Genomic DNA, 24,089 nt, shown 5'->3' with positions numbered 1-24,089 from the left:
GAAAATATCGAGCCGCACATGAAATACACGTATCTCGCGCTACTCGCCACAGCGGGGCTGCTGAGCGCATGCGCCGTGACGCCCACGGGGCCGAGCGTGATGGCTCTGCCTGGCACGGGCAAGACTTTCGATCAGTTCCGTGCCGACGACGCGAACTGCCGCCAGTTCGCTTTCCAGCAGGTAGGCGGCGTCACATCGAACCAGGCGGCAACCGGTGCCGGCGTGGGCAGCGCCGTGGTCGGTACGGCGCTCGGCGCTGCCGCGGGCGCCGCATTTGGCGGCGGCCACGGCGCGGCCATCGGCGCGGGCGCGGGCCTGCTGGCGGGCAGCGCGGTGGGCATGGGCAACGCACAGGGTTCCGCATGGGACGTGCAGCGCCGCTACGACTACGCTTATCTGCAATGCATGTACGCCAACGGCAACCGCATCCCGGCGCCCGGCAACATGACGATGTCGCAGCCTCAGCAGTTCCAGGCGCCTCAGCAGCAGTTCCAGACAGCGCCGCAACCGCGTTATTTGCCGCCGCCCCCGCCGGGGTCGCCGCCTCCGCCGCCGAGCGGATACTGAAGCGGATATAGACCGCATTAGGAAGAACGCGAGGCTGACGCAATTGCGCCAGCCTCGCGTTTTGCTTTGGATTCCGAATAAGCTGAATCAGTGCGCGTCGTCGAATTCGAGCGCGTTGCCGTTCCACACCACACGGCGCATTTCGCCCGACTGCGGGTCGATGAGCGTCATCTGCTGCGCGGCGTGGACGGGATCGGGCTTCTCACGGCGGTCCGTCGCCGAGCTGGATTCGAGCAGCGGCTGCAACACCGGCGCGAGCGACTTCAGCAGTTGCACGGACAGCGCACTCGTGAACGTATAGCGCGCCGCGTACGGCTCATGCACCCATGCCGTAAGCGTGCCGTAGAAGCGGTTGCCGATCACGAACACGAAGGTCGCGCTCCGGTTCACCTTGCGCGATTCGATGAGCCGCGCGCCCGGCGCGTACACGTTGAAGCGCTGGTCGCCGGTTCCCGTCTTGCCGTAGACCGGCAGCGTCTTGCCGTCGGGGAGCGTCATACCGTCGGCGAGGCGCTTGGCCGTGCCGCCCTCCACCACGGACGTCAGCAACTCGCGCACCACTTGAGAAATTTCCGGTGAGATCAGCGCTTGCGGCTGCGCGGACGCATGAACGAAGTGCGTCTCGTAAGGCGTGCCGCGCGCGAAGTCGAGCGATTCGAAGCTATGCGTCGGCAGCTTTTCGCCATTGCTCGAAATCAGGCCGATAAGCTGCGCGAGCGCTGCGGGGCGGTCGCCCGAAGCACCGATTGCCGCGCCATAAGAAGGCGTAATGTTGTCGAACGGATAACCGACCGCGCGCCAGGACTTGCCGATCGCGTCATACGCGCGCAGCTCGATCATGTGGCGAATGCGCCGGTTCTGGGTCGCGTGATACTTCGTCTTGAAGAGCCAGCTGTAGGTGTAAAGGCGCGTGTCGCGGCTCTCCTGCTGGACCTGCGCAAGCGTTGCATCCGGGTGCAGGCGCATGTAATTCAGCAGCCACAATTCGAGCGGATGAATGCCCGCGATATAGCCGCGGTCGTTGAGGTTGAATTTGTCGACGGCGTACTTGTCGTAGTAGCGCGCAAGGTCTTCGTCATCGAGCCATTGGAACTTCGTGTTCTTGAGTTGCGCGCGCATCTGTGCATCGAACCACGGCAGTTTGCCGTCGGGTTTCACGCTGCGCAGCACGGTCGCAATGCGCGCCGGGCCCTTGCGCGTGTGCTGCAGCAAGATCGCGAGCGCTTCGTCGTTGCTCTTGCCCGCGTAGCGCGTGTAGAAGCGCTTCATGTAGACCTGGCTCTCACCATCGGCAAACTGCGTGAGAAAACGCGTGCGCACGACAGGATCGTCGAGCCATTGCGCGGGCGGCCCCGAAGTCTGGATCATCTCGTAGTGAACGATGTCGCGCATGAGCCGCACGAATACCAGATTCACGGAATGCTGGAACGCGCGATGCACAGTCAGAATCTGCGCGTTGTCGCTCGACTCGAAATTGTTGAAGCTCTGCGCGCCGCCGCCGGTGTAGAACGTCTCGCCGGGACTGGCCGAGTACTTGCGCTCAACGGCCGCTTCCAGCATGGAATGCAGCGAGCGGTCGGAGGTCTTCGAGAGATAGTCGATCGCCCAGCGCGTGAGCGCGTCGCTCGGATCGACTTGCGGCAGCATCGCGCGCAACGACTTTGTGTCGTCGGCCGCGTAGCGCGCGTGCAGCGCGCTCACGATCTGCAGATACGTCACGAGCGTGCGCAGCTTCGCCGTCGACCCCAGATTCAGGCGCGCGCCCGAATTGATGTCGAACGGCTGGTTCACGCTGTCCGTTTGCACGCGCACGAGGTTCTCACCGCTGCTGCGCTCGAACAGCGTGAAGCTATAGGCGATCTTCGAAGGATCGTCGGACGGGCGCAGCATCTCGAAGCCGACCAGACCCGCCTGGCGCGCGCCGTCCTTCGTCGCGGCATCGGCGAGGCGGTCGCTCACGGCCTGCTGCACGCTGTCGACGAGCGTGGCCGTGGCGGTCAGATCGAGGCGGTCGAGGTCGTAAAGCGTCTTCAGCCCCAGCGCCTGCATGAGCTGGGTGCGCAGCGTCAGCACCGCCTTGCGCTCCACGAAGGAAACCGGCACACGCTGCGACGGCTTCGAGCGGTCGAGCGTAAGCTGCGTGCCGAGCGCGGCGTCGCGCAGCGCCGGCGTAATCACGCCGCCGGCGCCGAGCAGGCGGATATAGCTGTCGGTCAGCTTCGCGAGCGCCTCGTTGTTCTTTTGCAGGAAATACGAAGGCGCGCGCTGGGCGATCAGCAGCGAGAGCACCTGGCGGAACGCAAGCGCCTGCGCGTCGAGCGTCTCAGGCGTCAGCGGCGCGCGCAGGATGCGATTGACTTCGCGGAAGTCGCGGCCATACCAGGCGGCGAGGCCGTCGCCGAGACCGTTGACTTCGCCCACGCCCGGCTTGGCGGAGAGCGGCACCGAATTCAGGTAGCGCACGAGAATCTGCTGGCGCGCGGGCATCGTCTGCGGGCCGTCCAGATACGCGCGCAGCGACGCGGACGCGATCTGGCGCAGCTTCTCCGGCGGCGTGGAGGTGCGACCGCCCGTCGAGTGCCGGAACTTCTCGATCTGCGTGGCGAGCGTGCTGCCGCCCGGCGTTTGCTGATGCTGGTTCACGAGGCGCGCACCCTGGTCGACGAGCGCCCGGCTAAAGCGCCCCCAGTCGATGGCCGGGTTGCGGTTCGGCTGGTCCTGGGCGAGCAGATATTTGTCTTCGATGAAAAGCAGCGAGTCGCGCACCACGGCCGGCACCGCGTCGAAATTCTCGTACGCGCGCTGCGGATAGCGCGTATGGAAAAGCGTCGCACCGGAAGCGTCGCGCAGCACGATGCCGGCCTGGTCCTTTTCTTCGAATGGCAGGAAAAGCCCCTGGTCGGCGACGGCGATCATGCGATCTGAATCGCGCGCCTGCGCGGCGATCGCGAAACCGCGTTCCGCAAGCCGGTTCTCGAAGGTGGGCAGCTGCGCATAACCGAGCCGCACGTCGTACGGCCCGTTCGTGGTGGGAAAGCGGATGTTGTGGCTCGGCCCGTTCTCGACCGTAAAGCCGATGTCGCGCGTGAGTTCGGAGAGATAGCGCGCCTGCAGGCGCGACGTGTCGATTTCGATCTGAACGATGCGCGCGATGATGACGAGGGCGGCCAGAAACGCGACGACGAATCCCCACTTGACCCACCTGAAAAGTGAGCCAGCGCCAGCGGCGCGAACAGGAAAGCGTACCGATGGGCGGTTCATGCGTATTCTCCTGACGTCACGTCAGATTTCCAGACGGCACCCCTTAAATAGTCTATCTCGCTCCGTACGTTCTTGCGCGCCAGTATGTAGGGCTTCGCACGCACGTCGCACTGCCGCAACACGGATGCCCGGCGCGTGACAGTTTTGCGGCATGTTGCGCCGGCGCCGTGGCACGGGACATGCTCCCGATATAATGATTGGCTACTTCGTTGGATACCGGGAAATATGAAGAAGCTTGCCGTGCCCCTTGCCTTTTCGCTCGCGCTCGGCGCGTGCGCGTGGTTTCAGAGCAACCCGGACGCCGGTCAGCCGGTCATCGATTCCACAACCAACCGGTCGGTCCAGGATGTCATCTCGTGCCTGACCGTCGAAGCCTCGCGTCACGGCGCCAGCTTCACCACCTCGCCGCTGCCGCAAGGCCAGATGCTCGAGTTCGGCGACTCGAACGTCATCAAGGTTCGCACCGATAACGGCGCGACGACCTACCGTTATTACGCCGGCAAACGCCACGCCTCGAACCTGTGGATCGAAGGCGCGAGTAAAACCTGCGCGCCTTGAACATTTGACAGGCCGTTTTTGCCGGGTCGCTTTGCGCGGCGCTTCGCCGCGCCTTCGCGCCCTTTCAATTACAGCCTTTTACATCGCTACGCGCCGTGTAGCGCGATGACACATTTTCGCCGGGCGTTTTAAGAATCGCTTAAGTCTTCGTCCGCATCATCGCTTCACCCCAAAGAAACGAGCGCTGCAGGAGGTTCCGTGAAACAGCAAGACCCGCAAATCCAGGCGACAAACCAGGTCGACAGCGAGGCCGCGCCCGGCGCGAAGCCCGCTCGCCGCACCTTGTTGCGCCGGTTGCTGAGCCACCACGAGCTTGCGACCCTCCTGTTGCTGCTGCATGCGCCGATCGACGCGCACGCCAAACCTGAGATTCCGATGCTCAAGGAAGCCGGCCTCGTCGAGCAGGTCCAGGACGACGCCGGTGACCCGCGCATCCGCCTGACGACGGAAGGCAACGCCGTGCTGCAAGGACTCGGCCTCGCACGCTGAGGTTGCCGCGCGCGGCGCGTAACGCACCAGCCAAAAAAGACGGCGGCACGCCATGCGTGCCGCCGTCTTTTTTTATCGAACGACAGAATGATTCGCCGCGCTACCCCTCAAGCCGACTCGAGTCCCGCGCCTTCGGCGGCGAGCGCCTCACTTTCATCCTGCAGGCACAACAGCCGGTAGCCGCTCTTGTACACCGGCTGCAGCCGAAACCCGTTCGGCGTGTCGATCTCCAGCACCAGACGCAGCCGCGACACGTGGCTGTCGATCGTGCGGGTCAAGGTCTGCAACTCGCGCCCCCACACCATCGCGTAAATGTGATCGCGCGAGAGCATGCGCCCGATATTCGAGAAGAACAGCGCAGCCAGCCGGTATTGCGTGGTCGAGAGCAGCACAGGCTTGCCGTGCACGCTGACCGCCTGATGCCGCAAGTCGAAGCGATAGGGGCCGGCGTCGATCGTCAGGTTCTCGAACCGGTCGGGAAACGCGCGGCGCAGGAGCGCGTTCACGCGAGCGCGCAGCACCGAAGGGCAAACCGGCAGGCACACGTAGTCGTCGGCGCCGATAGAAAACGCTCGCACCACGTTCTCGTCGGAGGCGTCCTCCGAGACGAACAGCACCGGAAGCTGGCTGCCGTTCACGGCCCGCAAGGTTCTCAGCAGCTCGGCGCCGGCGATCTGCGAGCCCTGCCAGTCGAGCAGGAGCATATCGACCGTCGATGCGGCCAAGGTCCTGGCAAGCAGGAGTGCGTCGCTGGACGCAACGCAGGCGTGACCGCATTGCGTCAGCACGCGCTCGAGCTGCTGGCGATGGTCAGCGTCGCGCTGGAGGATCGCGATGCGCATGGTGGGGGCCCCTGATGGATCGATGATGAAACCGGGCAATTTTGTGGATATGTGCAAAATCTGCCCATCGGACGAGTCCGAATTCCAGAGCGCTTCGCCGTTTTCCCCCAGCGGCGCGGGAGCGTCCTGACGGGCCGCGCATCGGGCAGCTCCCAGGCTTCCTGTAGAATCGCGCACTGGCCTGAAGTCGTCGCACGTCCGCCCACCCTCGCGGACGCGCTGTTGCCGTGCCCCACCCCTGCGCCCGCCTATCCGACGACCGCCGCCCCCGCGCCACGCGCGCACCAGGCAAATTCTGGCCATCCCCGACGTCCACGCGTTCCGCACGCGCTACATACAACGTCGTACATAACAACACCCTGGTTTTTCGGAAATGCAAGCAACAGAAATTGGCGTGCGCACGCCTGCCGCTGCGCGCGCGCTCACCCGCAGCGACTACAAGACGCTCGGGCTCGCCGCACTCGGCGGCGCCCTCGAGTTCTACGACTTCATCATCTTCGTATTCTTCGCGCCGGCTATCGGCCAGTTGTTCTTCCCCGCAACGATCCCCGACTGGCTGCGCCAGCTGCAGACTTTCGGCATCTTCGCGGCGGGCTACCTCGCGCGGCCGCTCGGCGGCATCGTCATGGCGCACTTTGGCGACCTGCTCGGCCGCAAGCGCATGTTCACGCTCTCCGTGCTGCTGATGGCGCTGCCCACGCTCGCCATGGGCTGCCTGCCCACCTACGCGACGATCGGCGTGCTCGCTCCCGTGCTGCTGCTCGCGCTGCGCGTGCTGCAAGGCGCGGCCGTGGGCGGCGAGGTGCCGGGCGCGTGGGTGTTCGTCTCCGAGCACGTGCCGCGCCGCCATATCGGCTATGCATGCGGCACGCTCACGGCGGGCCTCACGTTCGGCATCCTGCTCGGCTCGCTGATCGCCGCGGCGGTCAATCATCACTACGCCCCGGGCGACATCGCCGCGTATGCCTGGCGCATTCCGTTCCTGATTGGCGGGCTGTTCGGCATGTTCTCGGTGTATCTGCGCCAGTGGCTGCACGAAACGCCGGTGTTCGCGGAGATGAAGGCGCGCAAGTCGCTCGCCGACGAAATCCCGCTCAAGGCCGTGCTGCGCGACCACGGCCGCGCCGTGATCGTCTCGATGCTGCTCACGTGGATGCTTTCGGCCGCCATCGTCGTCGTGATCCTGATGACGCCGCCGCTCCTGCAGAAGCAGTTCCATCTCGACGCCACCACGTCGCTGCTCGCGAACTGCCTGGCGACGCTCTTCCTCACGGTGGGCTGCGTGAGCGCGGGCGCGCTCGCGGACCGCTTCGGCGCGCGCCGCGTGCTGGCCATCGGCGGCATCGCTCTCGCGATCGCCTACTACACGCTGTTCCGCCAGATCGCCGTGGACAGCTCGATGCTCATGCCGCTCTATGCGCTCTGCGGGCTGCTGGTCGGCACGATCGGCGCGGTGCCCTATGTGATGGTGAATGCGTTTCCGCCCGTGGTGCGCTTCTCGGGCATCTCGTTCTCGTACAACGTGGCGTACGCCGTGTTCGGCGGCCTCACGCCGATCGTCGTCGCGCTGCTGATGAAGTCCGCGCCGCTCGCGCCCACCTACTACGTGGCCGCGATCTGCGTGCTCGGTGCGATCACGACGCTGTTCTTCAAGGACGCGCATCGGGAGCAGTAAGTGCGCCCCAGTGTGCACTTACTGCGCACTGGGCGGCCGTTACTGGTCGGACACCACTTTTCGCCGGCTTCGACGATTCACCTCGCGCTGAAACGTCGAAGCCTGCGAGCGCCCTACCATGGGCGCATGAATACCTCACACCCCACCCCCGTCCACTTCACGCCCGCGCTCACGCGTATCGTCGCGACCGTCAGCGTCGGGTTCGTCGTCACGCAGCTCGACGTGACCATCGTCAATATTGCGCTCGCGCGCATCGCAACCGATCTCCATGCGAACGTCGCGGGCCTGCAATGGATCGTCGACGCCTATACGCTCGCCTTCGCCGTGCTGATGCTCTCGGGCGGCGTGCTGGGCGACCGCTACGGCGCACGCCGCCTCTACGCCATCGGGCTCGTGGTGTTCGCCCTCGCCTCGCTGGCCTGCGGGCTCGCGGCCAATCCGGTCATGCTGATCGCCGCCCGCGCGCTGCAGGGCGCGGGCGCGGCGGCCATGCTGCCCAATTCGCTCGCGCTGCTCAACGAAGCGTGCCGCCACGACCGGGCGCTCAGGGCGCGTGCAGTGGGTTTCTGGACCGCCGCCGGTGCCATCTCGATCGCCGCCGGGCCGGTGGCGGGCGGCCTGCTGATCGCGGCGTTCGGCTGGCGCAGCATTTTCCTCGTGAACCTGCCGCTGTGCGCGGCCGGCCTCTGGGCCACGTTCGCCTGGATTCCCGCGCCGCGCCGTCATACGCACGATGCCAGCGCTGCCGGCGCGCCCGCCGTGCGCAGCCTCGACGTGCGCGGCCAGCTGCTCGCCATCGTGGCGCTCACGGCCTTTACCGGCGCCGTGATCGAATGGCGGCCGCTCGGCTTCACGCACTGGGCCGTGGCGGGCGGCTTTGCGCTCGCGCTCGTGGCGGGTCTAGCGTTCGTCTGGCTCGAAACGCGCGCACACGACCCCATGGTGCCGCTCGCCATGCTGCGCAACCGCACGTTCAGCGCGGCGGTGCTGTTCGGTATCTGCGTGAATCTCACCTATTACGGCACCGTGTTCGTGCTCGCGCTCTATCTGCAGCATGCGCGGGGCGAGACGCCGTTGCAGGCGGGACTCGCGTTCATTCCGCTCACCGCCGGCTTCCTGCTCTCGAACATCGTGAGCGGCCATGTGGTAGCGCATTACGGCACGCGCCGGCCGATGATCATCGGCGCGCTGATTGCGGGAGCCGGCTACGCATTGCTGGTCAGCGTGGATGCCGCGACGCCGCTCGCCTTCGTGCTGCTCGCCTTCCTGCTGATTCCTTCCGGCATGGGCCTCGCCGTGCCGGCGATGACCACGGCCGTGCTCTCCTCGGTGGAGCCGGCGCGTGCGGGGACGGCCTCGGCGCTGCTCAATACGGCGCGTCAGGCGGGCGGTGCAGTGGGGGTGGCGGCGTTCGGCGCGCTTGCGGGCGGGGCGGGCGCGGCGCAGGTGGTGGCCGGCCTGCGTGCGGAAACCGCGGTCTCGACGGCGCTCCTGCTCGCGGCGGCCGGGTTGGCCTGGTTCGTGAGAACCGAACCGGCGCATGCGGACGTGCGCCGCATCGCGCCGGCGCGCGTGAACGAACCGGAATCTCGCTGATTCGACAGCGAACTGGCGTGCCGAACTACAGCGACGCCTCCTGGATCGCACCGGAGTCGATCGCGCGGGCGATCAAACCATCGTTCTGCGCCTTGCGGATGGCGTGAGCGATCAGCTGGTCGGGCTCCTCGAGCTCAGCCTTGAGCGCGCCGATGAGGCCGGTGGCGTCGAGAATCACCAGCGTCTTCGCGGTATCCGCATCACTGATGAACACGCGCCGCGTGCCGTCTTCCGCAAGGCTCGCGCAGAACTGCCCGGTCTTGCCTGCCACGTTGAAGTCGAAGTTCTGTATCAAGGCCTGCTCCCTCTACACCCGGTTGCCCGGTGGTTGCAATTCGACACTCGCGCTTCGCCACGCGAGGGCGTCAGCCTCGCAGGCCGCCGCCGCGCGGCGCGCGCAGACCATCAATGGAAGCACGTCCCGCGCCCGTCACGGCCAGCAGCAGGAAACCGCCCGCGATCGCCACGTTCTTCCAGAAATGAATGACCGCGTCCTGTTGCGCCGCGGCCTGAGTCATGTTCCAGAAGTCGTGGCCGAGTATCGCCGTCACGATAGCGTACACGGCCAGCAGGAACGCAACCGCGCGCGTGCGCACGCCCAGCACGATCGCAATGCCGCCGAGCAGTTCAACGGCGGTTGCCGCGATCGCGCCATACGAGGCATACGGCACGCCCTTCGAATGCAGGTAGCCGACAAACCCCGCGTATCCCAGCAGCTTCATGGCACCGCCCCAGAGAAACAGAATGGCGAGCGCGATGCGGGCGATGAAGATGATGAAGGAATCGGCGGGACGGGTCATGGAGGGCTCCGGTATGCAGTATCGGAATGACCGCGGAGCGCACGCTCAGTTCCCTCGACATGAGGCGGCAACGGCAGACGAGCCGGCACGTGGAAAGGCCGCACTGCGTGCCGGAGCGAAACGAACTAACTCGGGAGTTGATTCGGAATGCTATGGAATTTGCCTGCCGCGCCTTGTCGTGATCCGTTCGCGATGTTCTCGGGCAAACGCCGGGCAAACGCGCAAACCGACGCGGCGCTGGCACGCTCAATGCTTGTGATGCATGCCGTGCGGCCGATGCGCGTCGAGCCAGCGAGTCAGGCGCGCTTCGAGCGTGCCTCTGCTGCGGCGCGACACGGCCCACATAGCCGCACATACCAGCAACATGACGCCTGGTCCGAGCAGATAAGCAGCAACGGTTTCCCTCATGGCAGTCTCCTCTGCGCGACGCCACAGTCCGTGAGAATTTTTATTCTAGGCGATAGCGCGGCGCACGGTAAACGTCGTCCACGAATGCAGCAGGGGCGTAAACCCGAGGTTTTCATATATCCGTTGCCGGCCGCTTCTTTACCTCAGACGTAATCGCCTTGTTCTCGCGTTTGGCTAGAATCGGCAGCATGAACACACTCGCTTCCCTCCTCCCCGCCGCGCCGTCCGGCGCCGGGCGCCCCAGCGTCGGCGAGATGCTGCGCGACTGGCGCACGCGCCGGCGCATGAGCCAGTTGCTGCTCGCGACCGAAGCCGAGATTTCGACGCGCCATCTGAGCTTCGTCGAATCGGGCCGCGCGCTGCCGAGCCGCGAGATGGTCATGCATCTGGCCGAGCAGCTCGATGTGCCGCTGCGCGAGCGCAATGCGCTGCTCGTGGCGGCGGGCTATGCACCGTTCTATCGCGAGCGCGCGCTCGACGACCCGCAACTCGCCGCCGCGCGCGAGGCGGTCGATCTGGTGCTGCGCGGTCACGAACCGTATCCCGCCGTGGCCGTGGACCGCCACTGGAATATCGTCGCGACGAACGGCGCGCTCGCGCCGCTCATCGGCGACGCTTCGCCTGCGCTGCTCGCTGCGCCCATCAACGCGCTGCGGCTATCGCTGCATCCCGAGGGCATGGCGCCGCGCATCGTCAACTGGCACGCGTGGCGAACGCATCTGCTCACGCGCCTGCAACGTCAGATCGACGCGAGCGGCGACCCCGCGCTCGCCGCGCTGCACGAGGAACTCGCGGCGTATCCGCCGCCGCCGGGCGTCGCGAACGTGAGCGCCGAGCCGATCGCGCATCACATTGCCGTGCCGCTGCGCGTGCGCACCGTGCTTGGGGAACTGGCGTTCTATAGCACGACCACCGTGTTCGGCACACCGGTCGACATCACGCTATCGGAGCTAGCGATCGAAGCGTTCTTTCCCGCCGATCCGCAGACCGCTCAGGCATTGCGCGACCGGGCGCCGTGACGCGCGGTCGGCGGCTGCGCCGGGTGCCCCCGATAGCACGTCCGGCGCGGGAGGGCGTGGCGGCGGCGGCTCAGGCCGCCGCTTTCGCGGGCTCCGGGTCCGCCGCGGTAACGACCAGCACGCTGCACGACACGCGGTCGAGCAGCAGGCGGTCGTCGCGACCATCCCACCAGCGCTTGAGCGGCCCGCGCCGGTGGTGCGCCACCACGATGAGATCGGGCTGGAGTTCCGCGCAGTAGCTTGCGATCACGTCGATCGGCCGGCCCACCACGAAGTGCCCCGTCGCCACGAGCCCCTTGTCCTGCAGGCACGCCACCCCGTCACGCAGAATCTCGCGCGCCGCTTCTTCCGCGGCTTCGAACGGCACGGCGGACGCGATGTCCGTCCCCCATTGCAGCGGCGCCTGGTCGAGCACGGCCAGCAAATGCGTTTGCGCGTGGCATTCGCGTGCAAGGTCGGCGCCCTCACGCAAAGCCCGGCGGCCTTCGCGCGTTGCGTCGTAACACAGCAGAATCCTGTTGAACGAGGCCACGATCCCTCCCCCGATGATTCCCGGTGCCGGGCGGGCGAACACGCCGTACCCGTAATGCCGCTTTATTTATTTTTAGTTATATCACGTTATGATATAACCAGCACATCGACAGTCGTTGTATACGGTATAGGAGGCGCGATGGTTATCGACAACGACTTTGAAATCGCCGGGCCGCTCGTCGCCCGCGTATCGTCGGCGCGCGGGTCGGTCGGGTCGGTCTGTTACTGCCCCGCGCCCTCAACGAAGCAGTGCCCTGGCTGACCTGAAGCGGCAAAAGAACCGCCCCACCCGGATTGCGCGTCGACCGTCGATCGCAAACGTTTCACAAGTGCGATCTTCGCGCAATATCCAGTCTGCATATATTCCGGAAACCAACGGTGCATCCCACCGTCTGCACTCGTAACATCCTGGTTACACATTGCCCTGTTACAGGTCGCCGGGGTCGAAACATCTGTTACAAACTCAATAGTCATAGGTATTAATCGGAAGAGCCGTATTTTTTACCTGTCAACCCAACTCCTTTCTAAACGTTTATTCCACCGGGCGGGCGATTTTTGTCCTTCGATGATTCGTTGCGCACGCAGCGGCGCGTTGGCGAAAACCCTGATAAACCAAGGTGCTACGGCCAGTTTTGGCACCCCGATCAGTGTCACGACGGCTTGTCGCCACCCGGCTTTCAAATTGCAGCAAAACTTACCGAAAATAATTTACAACAGTACGATTATTTTTGATCCGAGGGATTGATTTCTGAGATAAGCCCTCATACAATTCCCTCCAAGGTTGTTACGAGATGTAACAACCTGTATCAAAGAGTCAGATCGAGCCAACGAGCGAAGATCGACCACAAGACCAGAAAAGATACAACGGCGAAAAAGCCGGGGGGTTAAATTCGGGGCTTCGGAAACTAGAGAAATGGACCGTAGCAGCGAGACGCTGGAATCTATCCGCGAAATTAATTTGTCGTATCTGATGCTCGCACAGCGCATGCTGCGCGAGGACAAGCCAGTCGGCATGTTCCGACTGGGACTGTCGTCGGAACTGGCCGATCTGCTTGGCGCTCTGTCGCTCGCGCAGATCGTCAGGTTGGCCTCTTCCGACCAACTTCTCTGTTTTTTCCGCTTCGACGATCATGCAATGTTGTCCGCGCTCACGCAGACTTCGAAGCATGCCGACGTGGCGGCTACCCATGCGGCCATCCTGCTTGCGGGACAGCCGGCTGGTCAATTCGCCTGAGGGTGACGTCCATGACTACGCGGCGCAGCCTCACCGAAGACGCTCAGGAAGTATTCCGCGCGATCGCACTGATCGAGCTGGGCGCGCGCATGCAGGTGCTCGAAAGCGAACTCACGCTCTCGCGCGACCGCATGATCCGCCTGTATCGCGAGATCCGTGGCGTATCGCCGCCCAAAGGTATGCTGCCGTTCTCGGCGGACTGGTACATGACGTGGCTGGCCAACATCCACGCCTCGCTGTTCTATAACACGTACCTGTTCCTCAAGAACGAAGCGCGTTGCTCGCATCTCGACGCGCTCACCAAGGGGTTCCGGCTGTATCTGGAACACTGCCGCCACAGCGGGGCCGAGCCGGCGCTCGACCTTACGCGTGCGTGGACCCTGGTGCGATTTTTCGATGCCGATATTCTGCAGTTGACGCCTTGCTGCCGTTGCGGCGGTAAGTTCGTCGCGCATCGCCACGACCTTCAGCACAACGTCGTGTGCGGCGCATGCCAGCCTCCTTCGCGAGCCGGCAAGACGAAAAAGGCGGCTGCAGCGCGACGGGGCGCCGAGCAGACCGAGAGCGACCTTCCGGCAGTGGTAACGTCGGATGGCATTGCCGAGGCTGCGTAAGCGTAGGAGAGCAGATCCGGACTAACCGGACGCGAGACCAAGACGCGAACCCGTCCGGTGCCTGAGCGCACCGGACGGCGAAGCGCTTTCCGATTGCCGCTTTTGCTTGCCGCCTCTGCGTGCCACCTCTGCTTGCCGCCTCTATGGCGCGCGCCTGTTACACCTTTCCCTTCTTTAGTTTCCGCTGAACGTCTGCCAGACGAGCCACAGGTTCGCCGCCGAGATCACGACGAACAGGAACCACGCCAGCAACCGCGTGGGGAGCCGGTTCACGAACTCGCCCATCAGCGCACGATCGTTCGTCATGCGAATGAGCGGCCAGAGTGCGAACGGCAGTTGCAGACTCAGCACCACCTGGCTTGCGACCAGCAGCTTGCCCACCGCGCCGTTGCCGAGCAGCGCGACGCCCGCTAAGGCGGGGATCAACGCGAGCACGCGCGTAATGAGCCGCCGCTGGTAGCACGGAATTTTCATTCGCAGGAAGCCTTCCATGATGACCTGGCCCGCCACGGTGCCCGTGAACGTCGAGCTTTGCCCGGAGGCAAGCAGCGTGATCGCGAACAGCACCGCCGCCGCGCCCGTACCGACGATCGGTGCGAGCAGCTTGTAGGCCTGTTCGATATCGGTGACCTGGGTGTGCCCGTTGGCGTGAAAGGCTGCCGCGGCCAGAATCAGGATGGCCGCGTTGATGAGTAGCGCGATCAGCAGCGAGACGATCGTGTCGAGGCGCGACAGGCCGATGGCCTGCGCGAGGCTCGCACGGTCGCGCTTGACGGCGCGCGTCTGCACGATCGACGAATGCAGGTAGAGGTTGTGCGGCATGATGGTCGCGCCGAGAATGCCGATCGCCAGATACAGCGGCTCCGCCGAGGAAATCGCGTGCCACGAAGGCACCGCGCCCGCGAATACCGACGGCCAGTGCGGCTTCACGAGCGCGAGCTGGATCACGTAGCCCAAGCCTATCGTGGCGATGAGCCCGGCCATGATCGCCTCGAGCGAACGGAAGTTCTTGCCCTTCAAGCCCAGCACGATGAGCGTGTCGAACGCCGTGAGCACCACGCCCACCATCAGCGAGCAGCCCAGCAGCAGGTGGAACGCGAGCGCGCCGCCCAGCACCTCGGCAAGATCGCAGGCGATGATCGAAAGCTCGGCGAGCACCCACTGGCCGAGCGCCACGGGCCTTGAATAGCGCTCGCGCGAGAGCTCCGCGAGATCGCGTTGCGTGACGATGCCAAGACGCATGGAAAGGCATTGCAGCGCGATCGCCGCGAGGCTCGAGAGGACGACCACGAACAACAGGCTGTAACCGAAGCGCGAGCCCGCCTCGATGTCGGTGGCCCAGTTGCCCGGGTCCATGTAGCCGATCGACACCAGCAGGCCAGGACCAGCGAATTGCCAGAACTTCTTCCAGAACGGCGCGCGCGGCGAAACCTCGATACTGCCCTGCACTTCGGAAGGGCAAAACGGCGCCGTTGCCGTGGTCGGTAGTCGGAACTCCAACGGTTCGATCCTCAAGGGTTGACGCGTCGCGGCACGTGCCGCGATCGAGCCCTCAAGTGTACAGCGTCGGCTGCGGCACTTCTCTCAAGAGCGTATAGCGGCCCACGTCGCGCAGACGGTAGTCGAGCGGATCGTGCAGCGTATGCACGCGCGCATTGCGCCAGAAACGGTCGAGCGCGAGCGCCGCGCCCGTGGCGCGTGCGCCGCACGCCTCGAAAAGCTGCTCGCCGCCCTGGAGCGCGGCGCGGTGCGCGACGATCTTCGCCTCCGAAATCGCCAGCGAGACGCCGGCGCGCGTGGCCGTGCTCAACGCCTCGCCTTCGTCCCACGCGGCGTCGAGCAGCGCGCCCGCACGATCGGCCAGCACCGCCGCCGCGAGCGACTGCACGCGCATTTCGCCGAAGCGCTGCTGCAGGAACGGGTCGTCGGACACGTGCTGCACGCCCGAATTGACCCACGGGCGGCCGTTCGCGAGCACGTAGGCGCGCGCCTCTTCGAGCGCGCCTTCCGCGAGCCCCACGAAGAGATTCGTCAGCACGCCTTGCGAGACCAGTGTGCGCAGCGTGGCGCGCGGTGTGTCGGGGCGCTGCAATACTTCGGCGGCGCGGACCTCCACGTTCTCGAAAGACACGGTGCCGCTATCGGTCTGACGCTGGCCGATCGGGTCCCAGTCGTCGTGCACCGTGATCCCGGCGCGCGTGGTGGGCACGACCGCGAACACCGGACTGCCCGTGGCGGGATCGTGCGCGCTCACGGTCATCATCTGCGAACCGTAGGTGCCCGAGCAGAATCCTTTCCTGCCATGCAGACGCCAGCCGCCTTCCCTGTCCGGTTGCGCGACGAGCCGTGTGTCGATGGGATTCACGGCATTGCCCCACCACCAGCGATGCTCGACGGTGCCTTGCAGCCAGTTCGTGCGCTGCGCGGCGCTGCCCCACAATGCGACGCTCGCTATTTGCAAACACTGGAACCCGAGCAGATGCGCAAGCGCGCTGTCGACGCGCGCGAGCGCGCGGATCGTCGCGTAGATGTCGCTCCAGCGCACGCCGTCCTGGCCGAACTGCCCGCCGAATTCGCGCGGCACAGCGAGCGTGAGCAGCCCGGCGTCGGCAATGCGCTGCTTTTCGGCGGCTGCGTGACCGCCTGCGAGATCGCGTTGCGCGGCGTTCGCGCGCAGCGCTTCGAGCAGCGCGGCGAAACGCGCGTCCTGTTCCTGCCCGCGTGGGCGCTGTGCCTCGTTCATACCCATAGTTCCCGAATGTGATGCCCGAAAAACGAAGCGCGCAGCAACGGCGCTGCGCGCGTCATGGCGAACGGCTTGCGCCGCTCAGGTTCGCCGCAAAAGACGCCGCACCAGCACGTCGCCCGTGAACTGCACGGCCGCGACGATCGCGATCAGCAGCACGATCACGGTGACCATGACCGTCGTGTCGAAGCGCTGATAGCCGTAGCGTATCGCGAGATCGCCGAGACCACCCGCGCCGACGGCGCCCGCCATCGCCGAGGAGCCGATCATGGCCACCACGGTGATCGTGAAGCCGCCGAGCATGCCGGGCAGCGCCTCGGGCAGCAGCACATGCCATACGATGTGGCGGCGCTGTGCGCCCATGGCCTGGGCCGCCTCGATCAAACCGCGATCGACTTCGCGCAAGCTCACTTCGGCCACGCGCGCGAAGAACGGAATGGCGGCGATGGAAAGCGGCACCACGGCGGCCCACACGCCGATGGTCGTACCCACAAGGAAGCGCGTAAGCGGCAGCAGCGCGACCAGCAGGATGATGAAAGGCGTGGAGCGGCACGCATTGACGAGCGCGCCCAGCGTGGTGTTGAGCGCGGGTCGCTCCAGAATGCCGCCGCGCGCGGTCGTGACGAGCAGCAGCGCGATCGGAATACCGATCAGGAGTGCGAATATCGCCGAAACGCCGACCATCAGCAACGTGTCGCGTATGCCTTCGAGGAGCTCGGTGATCCACACGTCAGACATAGCCCAGCACCTCCACGCGGCTCGCATGACCACGCGCCCGCTCGGCGAGCGACGCGGCCTCGGCGGCGTTCTGCACCGGCGCGGAAACGACTAGCCGCCCTTGCGCACGCCCCTGGATACGCTCGATACCGCCATGCACGAAGCGCACGCCCTGCGCACCGAACGCCTGCGCGAGCGTGGCGAGGTCGGGCTCTCGCGCCTCGTCGCCGGTGAAGCGCACGTCGAACAGCGCGTGCGCGCCCACTTGCGGCGCAGCGTGAATACGCGCCGCCAGGTCGTCGGGCAACTCGTGGCCGGGCGTGTGCAGGAGCGCGCGCGTCGCTTCGTGCCGCGGATCGCCGAACACGCGCCACACGGGCCCCTGTTCCACCACCTCGCCGCGCTCGATCACCGCGACCGTGTCGCAAACGTCGCGTATCACCTCCATCTCGTGCGTAATGAGCACGACAGTGACGCCGAGCCGCCGGTTGATGTCACGCAGCAGCGCAAGAATGGCGCGCGTGGTTTCCGGGTCGAGCGCCGAAGTCGCCTCGTCGCAGAGCAGGATGTCGGGCTCGTGCACGAGCGCGCGTGCGATACCCACGCGCTGCTTCTGGCCGCCGGAAAGGCGCGCGGGCCACGCGTCGCGTCGTTCGCTCAAGCCGACGAGATCGAGCAGCACGTTCACGCGCGCCTCGATGTCGGCCTTCGGCACACCCGCAATTTTCAGCGGCAGTGCGATGTTGTCGTGCACGGTCTTGGCGGAAAGCAGATTGAAGTGCTGGAACACCATGCCGATGCGCCGCCGTAGCGCCACCAGGGCGCGCTCGTCGAGTGCGCCCACGTCGACGCCGTTCACTCGCACGCCGCCGCTCGTGGGCTTTTCGAGACCGTTCACGAGCCGCAGCAGCGTGGACTTGCCCGCGCCGCTGCGCCCGATGATGCCGAACACTTCGCCGCGCGCCACCTGCAAGTCGACGCCCGCGAGCGCCGCCGGCGCGCCTGGCGCGTAGGTCTTGCCCACGTTTTCGAACACCACCGCAGGCAGCGATGCATCGGCATTGCCCTGCGCCTCACCCGCCGCGGGCCCCGCCTCGATAAAGCGCGCCGCTCCGAACCATTTCATCATCGCTGCTCTCCTCGTGCGTAGATTGCGCGCGCTTTACCAGGCGACCGCGTAGAGGTTGCCGAAGGCTTTGTCGAGCTCCTTGCGCACGGCCGGCGAATGCTGGTAGATGTCGATGAACTTGCGAATGCGCGGATCGTTCACGCTCTCGGGCCGCACGACGAACTGGATCGCAAACGCCTTGTTCTCCACGCCGTCGAAGAGCAGCGCACTGTTCGGATCGGTAGTGCCCGCGAGCTTGATGAAGCTCGGGTAGCCCTGTGCGAGATCGACGTCGTCGAGCGAGCGCGCGAGTTGCGACGCTTCGAGTTGCACGATCTTGAGGTGTTTGGGATTCGAGACGATGTCGAGCGTCGTGGCGCGATAGTCCACGCCCGGCTTGAGCTTGATGAGGCCCGCGCGCTGCAGCAGCAGGAGGCCGCGGCCGCCGTTCACGGGATCGTTTGCGATCGCGACCGTCGCGCCATCCTTCAGGTCTTCGAAGCGTTTCACCTTCTTCGAATACAGGCCGATCTTCATGATCGTGCCCGGCGCGATGGCGACGAACTTGTAGCCGCCCTGCTGTTCGGCGTTTTCCAGAAACGGCTTGTGCTGGAAGTAGTTGGCGTCGATATCCTTGTTCGCCAGCGCGGCGTTGGGCGTGTTCCAGTCGGTGAATTCGATGATCTTCACGTCCACGCCCTGCGCCTTCGCCTCGCGCGCCGCTTCCTGGAGGGCGGGCGTTTGTGGCGTGGTGGCAATGCCGATTTTGAGCGTAGCGGTGTCGGCGTGCGCGTCGAGCGCCGCCGCCGCAAGCGACACGGCGATTGCCGTCAGCAGGCCGAAGCGCTGGAAAAAGGAAGGGCGCCCCACGGCGCGCACGGCACGGATCATCGCGTTCCTCGATGGAAGTTGGACTTCGTTCAGTGAGGAGCGACGCGATGAGGGCCCATCGCGTTGGCTCCAGATGGGTCCAGACGATGATAGGGGGGTGGCGGGGCCGGGTCTACGAAGCGATTGCGCAAAGGAAATCGCCGCCTGCGATATGCACAGGCGGCGAGCGTTGCGGCTAGTTATGCGGGCTGTAAGGCGCGGCTTAGCGCGCCGCGAGCGGCGCCGGCGGAGGCGGCGTACCGTCGCCGGGCTTCGCGTCGCCCCAGCCGCCGCCGAGCGCGCGGATCAGGTTGACCGTCGCCACGGCCTGCGAGCCCTGCAGATGGCTGGCCTGCAACTGCGATACGAGCACCGTCCGTTCGCTGTCGATCACGTTCAGATAGCTGACCTCGCCTTCCTCGTACTGCGTGCGCGAAAGCTGCGCCGACTGCTGCGAAGCGCTCACCGCGTCGTTCTGCTCGCGGATCTGGTCGTCGAGCAGGCGCAGGTCGGAGAGATTGTCCTCGACCTCGCGGAAGGCCACAAGCACCTGCTGGCGGTATTGCGCAACATCTTCTTCATACTTGCCGCGCGACTGGGCGAGATTCGCCTTGCGCCGGCCGCCGTCGAACAGCGGCAGCGTGAGCGCCGTACCCGCGAGCGGCCCGAGCAGGAACGCGCGGCTCGACCACATGAACAGGTCGCCGAGCGTGGCCGACTCGAAGCCAGCCGCACCCGTGATGTTGAGCTGCGGGAAGAACGCCGACTTCGCGAGCCCCACGCGTGCGTTCGCGGCCGCCATGGCGCGCTCGGCGGCGGCCACATCGGGGCGGCGCTCCAGCAGCGTGGAGGGCAAACCCGGCGGCACCTGCACGACGACCGGTGCGAGCGGCGTTTCGGGGAACGTGAAGTCCGCGGGCGCCTTGCCGAGCAGGATCGCGAGGCTGTGCTCCGAAGCCGCGCGCTGACGTGCGACGCCCACCGCGTCGGCGCGTGCGCTCGCGAGTTCGTTGCGCGCCTGCGCCACGTCCAGCGCGCTGATGTCGCCTTCCTTGAAGCGGCGATCGACGAGCTTGAGCGCGTCTTCGCGCAGCGCCACCGTGCGACGGTACAGATCGACGTCGGAGTCGAACTGGCGCAGCTGGAAGTAGTTCTGCGCGACATCGGCCTGCAAGGCGAGCTGCACCGAGAGGAACAGGGCTTCGCTTTGCTGGGCGTCCGCCTGCGCCGCGTGAACGTTCGAACTCACACGGCCGAACAAGTCGACTTCATAGCTTGCGGTCGCCTGTGCGCGCCACAGCGTTTGAGCGGGCACATTGTAATTTTGCGGGTAATACAGCGAAGCCGGCGAGGCGCGCTGATACGTCGGGCCGAAGCCCGCATCGATCGACGGGAACCACGAGGCGCGCGCAGCCTGTGTCACGGCGCGCGCCTGCTGCACGCGCGCGGCCGCCGCCTTGAGGTCCTGGTTCGCTTCCAGCGCCTGCTGCTCGAGCTTGTCGAGTGTCGGGTCGCCGAACACCGTCCACCATTCGCCGCGATGGGTGCCGTCGGCGGGCTGCGCCGGCGTCCACGTGCCCACATCGTGCGGATTCGTGCTCTGCGTTTGCTGCGGCGCTTCCTTGTAGGCCGCGGGCACGGCGGCGTCGGGCACCTTGTAGGTCGGCTCGACCGAGCATGCCGCGAGCCAGGCAAAGAGCGCGACGCTCGCCGCGATTCGTGTGATACGCGCGAGATGCCCGCCTCCCGGCGCGGCATTCGCGCGATAGCGCAAGATGAATTCGTTAGTCATGTTGTTCATTTTCCCTTGTCGCCTTACGCGTCGACCATCGATTGCGGCTTGCGCGCATTGTCCTTCTGCGCGACGTGAATCTTGCCGCCCGCGAGTGTGCGCAGCACCACGTAGAACACCGGCGTCAGCAACAGGCCGAATGCGGTCACGCCGAGCATGCCGAAGAAGACGGCCACGCCCATCGCGTGACGCATTTCCGAACCCGCGCCGCTGGAGAGCACGAGCGGCACCACGCCCATGATGAACGCGATGGACGTCATCAAGATCGGGCGCAGACGCAAGCGGCTCGCCTCGATGGCAGCGGTAAGCGGCGTGTGTCCGTCATGCTCCAGCTCGCGCGCAAACTCGACGATCAGAATCGCGTTCTTCGAAGCGAGTCCCACCAGCACCATCAGGCCGATCTGCGTGAAGATGTTGTTGTCGCCCTGCGTGAGCCACACGCCCGTGAGTGCACACAGCACGCTCATCGGCACGATCAGGATCACCGCGAGCGGCAGTGTCAGGCTCTCATAGAGCGCCGCCAGCACGAGGAACACGAGCAGCACGCTGATCGGGAACACCCAGATGCCCGCATTGCCCGCCAGCACCTGCTGGTAGGTGAGGTCGGTCCATTCGAACTTCACACCGCGCGGCAGCACTTCAGCCGCAATGCGTTCCGCCGCCGCCTGTGCCTGGCCCGACGAATAACCGGGCGCCGGGCCGCCGTTGATGTCGGCCGCGGTGTAGCCGTTGTAGCGCACCACCATCTCGGGGCCATACGTGGGCGTGACCGTGACGAGCGACGAGAGCGGCACCATCTCGCCCGCGGCGTTGCGCGTCTTCAGTTGCAGAATGTCGTCGGCGCGCTGGCGGAACGGCGCATCGGCCTGCACGCGCACCTGATACACGCGTCCGAAGCGGTTGAAGTCGTTCACGTAGAGCGAACCCAGATAGATCTGCATCGTGTCGAACACGTCGGTGACCGGCACGCCGAGCTGCTTCGCCTTCGTGCGGTCGAGATCGACGTTCAGCTGCGGTACGTTGATCTGATAGTTCGTGAACGTCGGGCCCAGCTCCGGCGTTTGCGCCGCGCGCTTGACGAAGTCCTGGGTCGCGCGGTTGAGCGCCTCGTAGCCGAGCGCACCATGGTCCTCCAGCTGCAACTTGAAGCCGCCCAGCGTACCGAGGCCGAGCACCGGCGGCGGCGGGAACACGGCGATGAACGAATCCTTGATGCTGGCGTACTGCTGGTTCAGCGCACCCGCAATCGCACCGGCCGACAGCGCCTTGCCCTTGCGTTCCTTGAACGGCTTGAGCGTGACGAACACAATGCCCGCGCTCGAACTATTCGTGAAGCCGTTCACCGACAGGCCGGGGAACGCCACGGCGCTTTCCACGCCGGGCTGTTTGAGCGCAATGGCGCTCATGTCGCGAATCACGTTCTCGGTGCGGTCGAGCGCGGCGCCGTTGGGCAATTGCGCAAACGCGATCAGATACTCCTTGTCCTGCGCGGGCACGAAGCCGCCCGGCACGATACGCGCCATCAGCACCGTGGCGGCGATCAGCACCACGTAGACCGCGAGCATCGCGCCCTTGTGGCGCAGCACGCCGTTCACGCCGCGCCCATAGCTTTCCGAGCCGCGATGAAACACCCGGTTGAAGCGGCGGAAAAAGCCGCCCAGCACGAGGTTCATGCCACGCGTGAGCCAGTCTTCCTTCTCGCCGTGACCACGCAGCAGCAGCGCCGAAAGCGCGGGCGAAAGGGTGAGCGAGTTGAACGCCGAGATCACCGTGGAAATCGCGATGGTCATCGCGAACTGCTTGTAGAACTGGCCCGTGAGACCACTCATGAACGCGAGCGGCACGAACACGGCCACGAGCGTGAGCGCAATGGCGATGATCGGCCCGCTCACTTCCTGCATGGCCTTGTAGGTTGCATCGCGCGCGGATAACCCACTGGCGATATTGCGCTCCACGTTTTCGACGACCACGATCGCGTCGTCAACCACGATGCCGATGGCGAGCACCATCCCGAACAGCGATAGCGCGTTGATCGAGAACCCAAACGCAAGCAGCAAGGAGAACGTCCCGACGATCGAGACCGGCACCGCGATCAACGGAATGATCGAGGCACGCCACGTTTGCAGGAACACGATCACCACGATCACCACGAGCGCGATCGCTTCGAGCAGCGTATGTACGACGGCTTCGATACTGGAGCGCACGAACTGCGTGGGGTCGTAGACAATCTTGTAATCCACGCCCGCGGGCATGTCCTGCTTGAGCTCCTTCATCGCCGCGCGCACCTGGTCCGAAATCGCGAGCGAGTTCGCCCCCGGCGCCTGGTTGATGGCGAGCGCTACGGCCGGCTTGTTGTCGAGCAGCGAACGCAGGCCATATTCGGAGGCCGCCAGTTCGATACGCGCGATATCGCGCAGGTACGTCACGCCGCCATCGGGATTCGTCTTGACGATGATGTTGCCGAACTCGCTTTCCGTGCGCAGACGGCCCTGGGCATTCACGTTGAGCTGGAACGGCGTGCCAGGCACGCTAGGCGAGGCGCCGATCACGCCGGCCGCCACCTGCACGTTCTGCTCGCGAATCGCGTTGACCACGTCGTTCGCGGTGAGATTGCGCTGTGCCACCTTCTGCGGATCGAGCCAGATGCGCATGGCGTAGTCGCCCGAGCCCCACAGCTGCACCTCGCCCACGCCCTGGATGTTCGAGAGTCGGTCCTTCACGTTGAGCAGCGCGTAGTTGCGCAGGTACGTCATGTCGTACCGGTTGTCCGGCGAGATCAGGTGCACCACCATCGTGAGCGTGGGGGAGCTCTTGATGGTCGTGATGCCGAGGCGCTGCACGTCTTCCGGCAGGCGCGGCAGCGCCTGGTTCACGCGGTTCTGCACGAGCTGCGTGGCCTTGTCCGGGTCGGTGCCGAGGCGAAACGTGACCGTGAGCGTGAGATTGCCGTCGCTATTGGCTTGCGACTGCATGTACAGCATGTTCTCGACGCCGTTGATCTGCTCTTCGAGCGGCGCGGCGACGGCCTCGGCGATCACCTTCGGGTTCGCACCCGGATACTGCGCGTGGACCACCACCGAAGGCGGCACGACCTCGGGATACTCGGAGATCGGCAACTGGAACAGCGCGATCACGCCGGCCAGCAGGATCAGCACGGACAGCACGCCCGCGAAGATCGGCCGGTCGATGAAGAATTTCGATATGTTCATGGGTTGCTCTTGTTCATGACGCTCAATTTGACGCGAAGCTTGCTGCTTAGTCA

At 65.5% G+C, this 24,089-nt stretch carries 21 protein-coding genes; 8 read left to right on the top strand and 13 right to left on the bottom strand.

Annotation, left to right across the window (positions count from 1 at the left end; genetic code table 11):
• The first annotated feature begins 18 nt into the window (after positions 1-18).
• Complete coding sequence (locus AB3X99_RS08630; protein ID WP_368616643.1) at positions 19-567, top strand: hypothetical protein; 549 nt, start codon at positions 19-21, stop codon at positions 565-567.
• 87 nt (positions 568-654) lie between these two features.
• On the opposite strand, the gene AB3X99_RS08625 is transcribed toward AB3X99_RS08630, so the two are convergent.
• The gene (locus AB3X99_RS08625; RefSeq protein WP_368616642.1) at positions 655-3,828 is read right to left on the bottom strand and encodes a transglycosylase domain-containing protein; all 3,174 of its coding nucleotides are present in this window, start codon (positions 3,826-3,828) and stop codon (positions 655-657) included.
• A 225-nt stretch (positions 3,829-4,053) separates the two neighbouring features.
• On the opposite strand from AB3X99_RS08625, the gene AB3X99_RS08620 reads away from it, so the two are divergent.
• Both AB3X99_RS08620 and AB3X99_RS08615 read left to right on the top strand, forming a co-directional pair.
• Positions 4,054-4,386 carry a hypothetical protein gene (locus tag AB3X99_RS08620; protein ID WP_368616641.1) on the top strand — a complete coding sequence of 111 codons (333 nt, stop codon included), beginning with the start codon at positions 4,054-4,056 and terminating at the stop codon, positions 4,384-4,386.
• A 219-nt stretch (positions 4,387-4,605) separates the two neighbouring features.
• On the top strand, positions 4,606-4,875 hold the full coding sequence (locus AB3X99_RS08615) for a hypothetical protein (protein WP_368616731.1): 270 nt from the start codon (positions 4,606-4,608) through the stop codon (positions 4,873-4,875).
• A gap of 107 nt (positions 4,876-4,982) precedes the next feature.
• On the opposite strand, the gene AB3X99_RS08610 is transcribed toward AB3X99_RS08615, so the two are convergent.
• Entirely contained in the window at positions 4,983-5,717 is a 735-nt protein-coding gene (locus tag AB3X99_RS08610) for a response regulator transcription factor (RefSeq protein ID WP_342946748.1), read from the bottom strand.
• 373 nt (positions 5,718-6,090) lie between these two features.
• Between AB3X99_RS08610 and AB3X99_RS08605 the strand changes: the two genes are divergently transcribed.
• Positions 6,091-7,392: an MFS transporter gene (locus tag AB3X99_RS08605; RefSeq protein ID WP_342946749.1), complete on the top strand. Its 1,302-nt coding sequence runs from the start codon at positions 6,091-6,093 to the stop codon at positions 7,390-7,392.
• A 126-nt stretch (positions 7,393-7,518) separates the two neighbouring features.
• The gene (locus AB3X99_RS08600; RefSeq protein ID WP_368616640.1) at positions 7,519-8,988 is read left to right on the top strand and encodes an MFS transporter; all 1,470 of its coding nucleotides are present in this window, start codon (positions 7,519-7,521) and stop codon (positions 8,986-8,988) included.
• A 25-nt stretch (positions 8,989-9,013) separates the two neighbouring features.
• On the opposite strand, the gene AB3X99_RS08595 is transcribed toward AB3X99_RS08600, so the two are convergent.
• The 3 genes from AB3X99_RS08595 to AB3X99_RS08585 all read right to left on the bottom strand — a co-directional run bounded on the left by AB3X99_RS08595 (position 9,014) and on the right by AB3X99_RS08585 (position 10,196).
• A complete protein-coding gene (locus tag AB3X99_RS08595) occupies positions 9,014-9,283 on the bottom strand; it encodes a hypothetical protein (RefSeq protein ID WP_368616639.1) in 270 nt (89 codons plus the stop codon).
• 70 nt (positions 9,284-9,353) lie between these two features.
• On the bottom strand, positions 9,354-9,788 hold the full coding sequence (locus AB3X99_RS08590) for a DoxX family protein (protein ID WP_342946751.1): 435 nt from the start codon (positions 9,786-9,788) through the stop codon (positions 9,354-9,356).
• 246 nt (positions 9,789-10,034) lie between these two features.
• Positions 10,035-10,196 carry a hypothetical protein gene (locus tag AB3X99_RS08585; RefSeq protein ID WP_165979491.1) on the bottom strand — a complete coding sequence of 54 codons (162 nt, stop codon included), beginning with the start codon at positions 10,194-10,196 and terminating at the stop codon, positions 10,035-10,037.
• A 188-nt stretch (positions 10,197-10,384) separates the two neighbouring features.
• Here AB3X99_RS08585 and AB3X99_RS08580 point away from each other — a divergent pair, with 188 nt between their 5' ends.
• Entirely contained in the window at positions 10,385-11,215 is an 831-nt protein-coding gene (locus tag AB3X99_RS08580; protein ID WP_368616638.1) for a helix-turn-helix domain-containing protein, read from the top strand.
• Between the two features lie 70 nt (positions 11,216-11,285).
• On the opposite strand, the gene AB3X99_RS08575 is transcribed toward AB3X99_RS08580, so the two are convergent.
• On the bottom strand, positions 11,286-11,747 hold the full coding sequence (locus AB3X99_RS08575; RefSeq protein WP_133187752.1) for a universal stress protein: 462 nt from the start codon (positions 11,745-11,747) through the stop codon (positions 11,286-11,288).
• Between the two features lie 912 nt (positions 11,748-12,659).
• On the opposite strand from AB3X99_RS08575, the gene flhD reads away from it, so the two are divergent.
• Entirely contained in the window at positions 12,660-12,980 is a 321-nt protein-coding gene (gene flhD, locus AB3X99_RS08570; protein ID WP_028202636.1) for a flagellar transcriptional regulator FlhD, read from the top strand.
• An 11-nt stretch (positions 12,981-12,991) separates the two neighbouring features.
• Positions 12,992-13,594, top strand: a complete 603-nt coding sequence (gene flhC, locus AB3X99_RS08565) for a flagellar transcriptional regulator FlhC (protein ID WP_069261691.1) — start codon at positions 12,992-12,994, stop codon at positions 13,592-13,594.
• Positions 13,595-13,768: 174 nt separating this feature from the next.
• On the opposite strand, the gene AB3X99_RS08560 is transcribed toward flhC, so the two are convergent.
• The 7 genes from AB3X99_RS08560 to AB3X99_RS08530 form a co-directional block, all read right to left on the bottom strand.
• A complete protein-coding gene (locus tag AB3X99_RS08560; protein WP_069261690.1) occupies positions 13,769-15,094 on the bottom strand; it encodes an Nramp family divalent metal transporter in 1,326 nt (441 codons plus the stop codon).
• A 52-nt stretch (positions 15,095-15,146) separates the two neighbouring features.
• Positions 15,147-16,337, bottom strand: coding sequence for an acyl-CoA dehydrogenase family protein (locus AB3X99_RS08555; RefSeq protein WP_342946754.1), 1,191 nt, complete (start codon positions 16,335-16,337; stop codon positions 15,147-15,149).
• Positions 16,338-16,421: 84 nt separating this feature from the next.
• Complete coding sequence (locus AB3X99_RS08550) at positions 16,422-17,078, bottom strand: methionine ABC transporter permease (RefSeq protein ID WP_368616637.1); 657 nt, start codon at positions 17,076-17,078, stop codon at positions 16,422-16,424.
• Positions 17,071-18,186 carry a methionine ABC transporter ATP-binding protein gene (locus tag AB3X99_RS08545; protein WP_368616636.1) on the bottom strand — a complete coding sequence of 372 codons (1,116 nt, stop codon included), beginning with the start codon at positions 18,184-18,186 and terminating at the stop codon, positions 17,071-17,073. Before AB3X99_RS08545 ends, AB3X99_RS08550 begins: the two co-directional genes overlap by 8 nt.
• Before the next feature lie 33 nt (positions 18,187-18,219).
• Positions 18,220-19,056 carry a MetQ/NlpA family ABC transporter substrate-binding protein gene (locus AB3X99_RS08540; protein ID WP_069261686.1) on the bottom strand — a complete coding sequence of 279 codons (837 nt, stop codon included), beginning with the start codon at positions 19,054-19,056 and terminating at the stop codon, positions 18,220-18,222.
• Positions 19,057-19,258: 202 nt separating this feature from the next.
• Positions 19,259-20,827, bottom strand: a complete 1,569-nt coding sequence (locus AB3X99_RS08535; RefSeq protein ID WP_368616635.1) for an efflux transporter outer membrane subunit — start codon at positions 20,825-20,827, stop codon at positions 19,259-19,261.
• Positions 20,828-20,850: 23 nt separating this feature from the next.
• Positions 20,851-24,036: an efflux RND transporter permease subunit gene (locus tag AB3X99_RS08530; protein ID WP_342946757.1), complete on the bottom strand. Its 3,186-nt coding sequence runs from the start codon at positions 24,034-24,036 to the stop codon at positions 20,851-20,853.
• Between the last annotated feature and the right edge of the window lie 53 nt (positions 24,037-24,089).

The organism is Paraburkholderia sp. BR10882 (genome assembly GCF_040948855.1).
GTDB classification, from domain to species: Bacteria; Pseudomonadota; Gammaproteobacteria; order Burkholderiales; family Burkholderiaceae; genus Paraburkholderia; species Paraburkholderia nodosa_A.
Note: the sequence above shows the minus strand (reverse complement) of the source record. Positions and strands in the feature narration are given on the sequence as shown.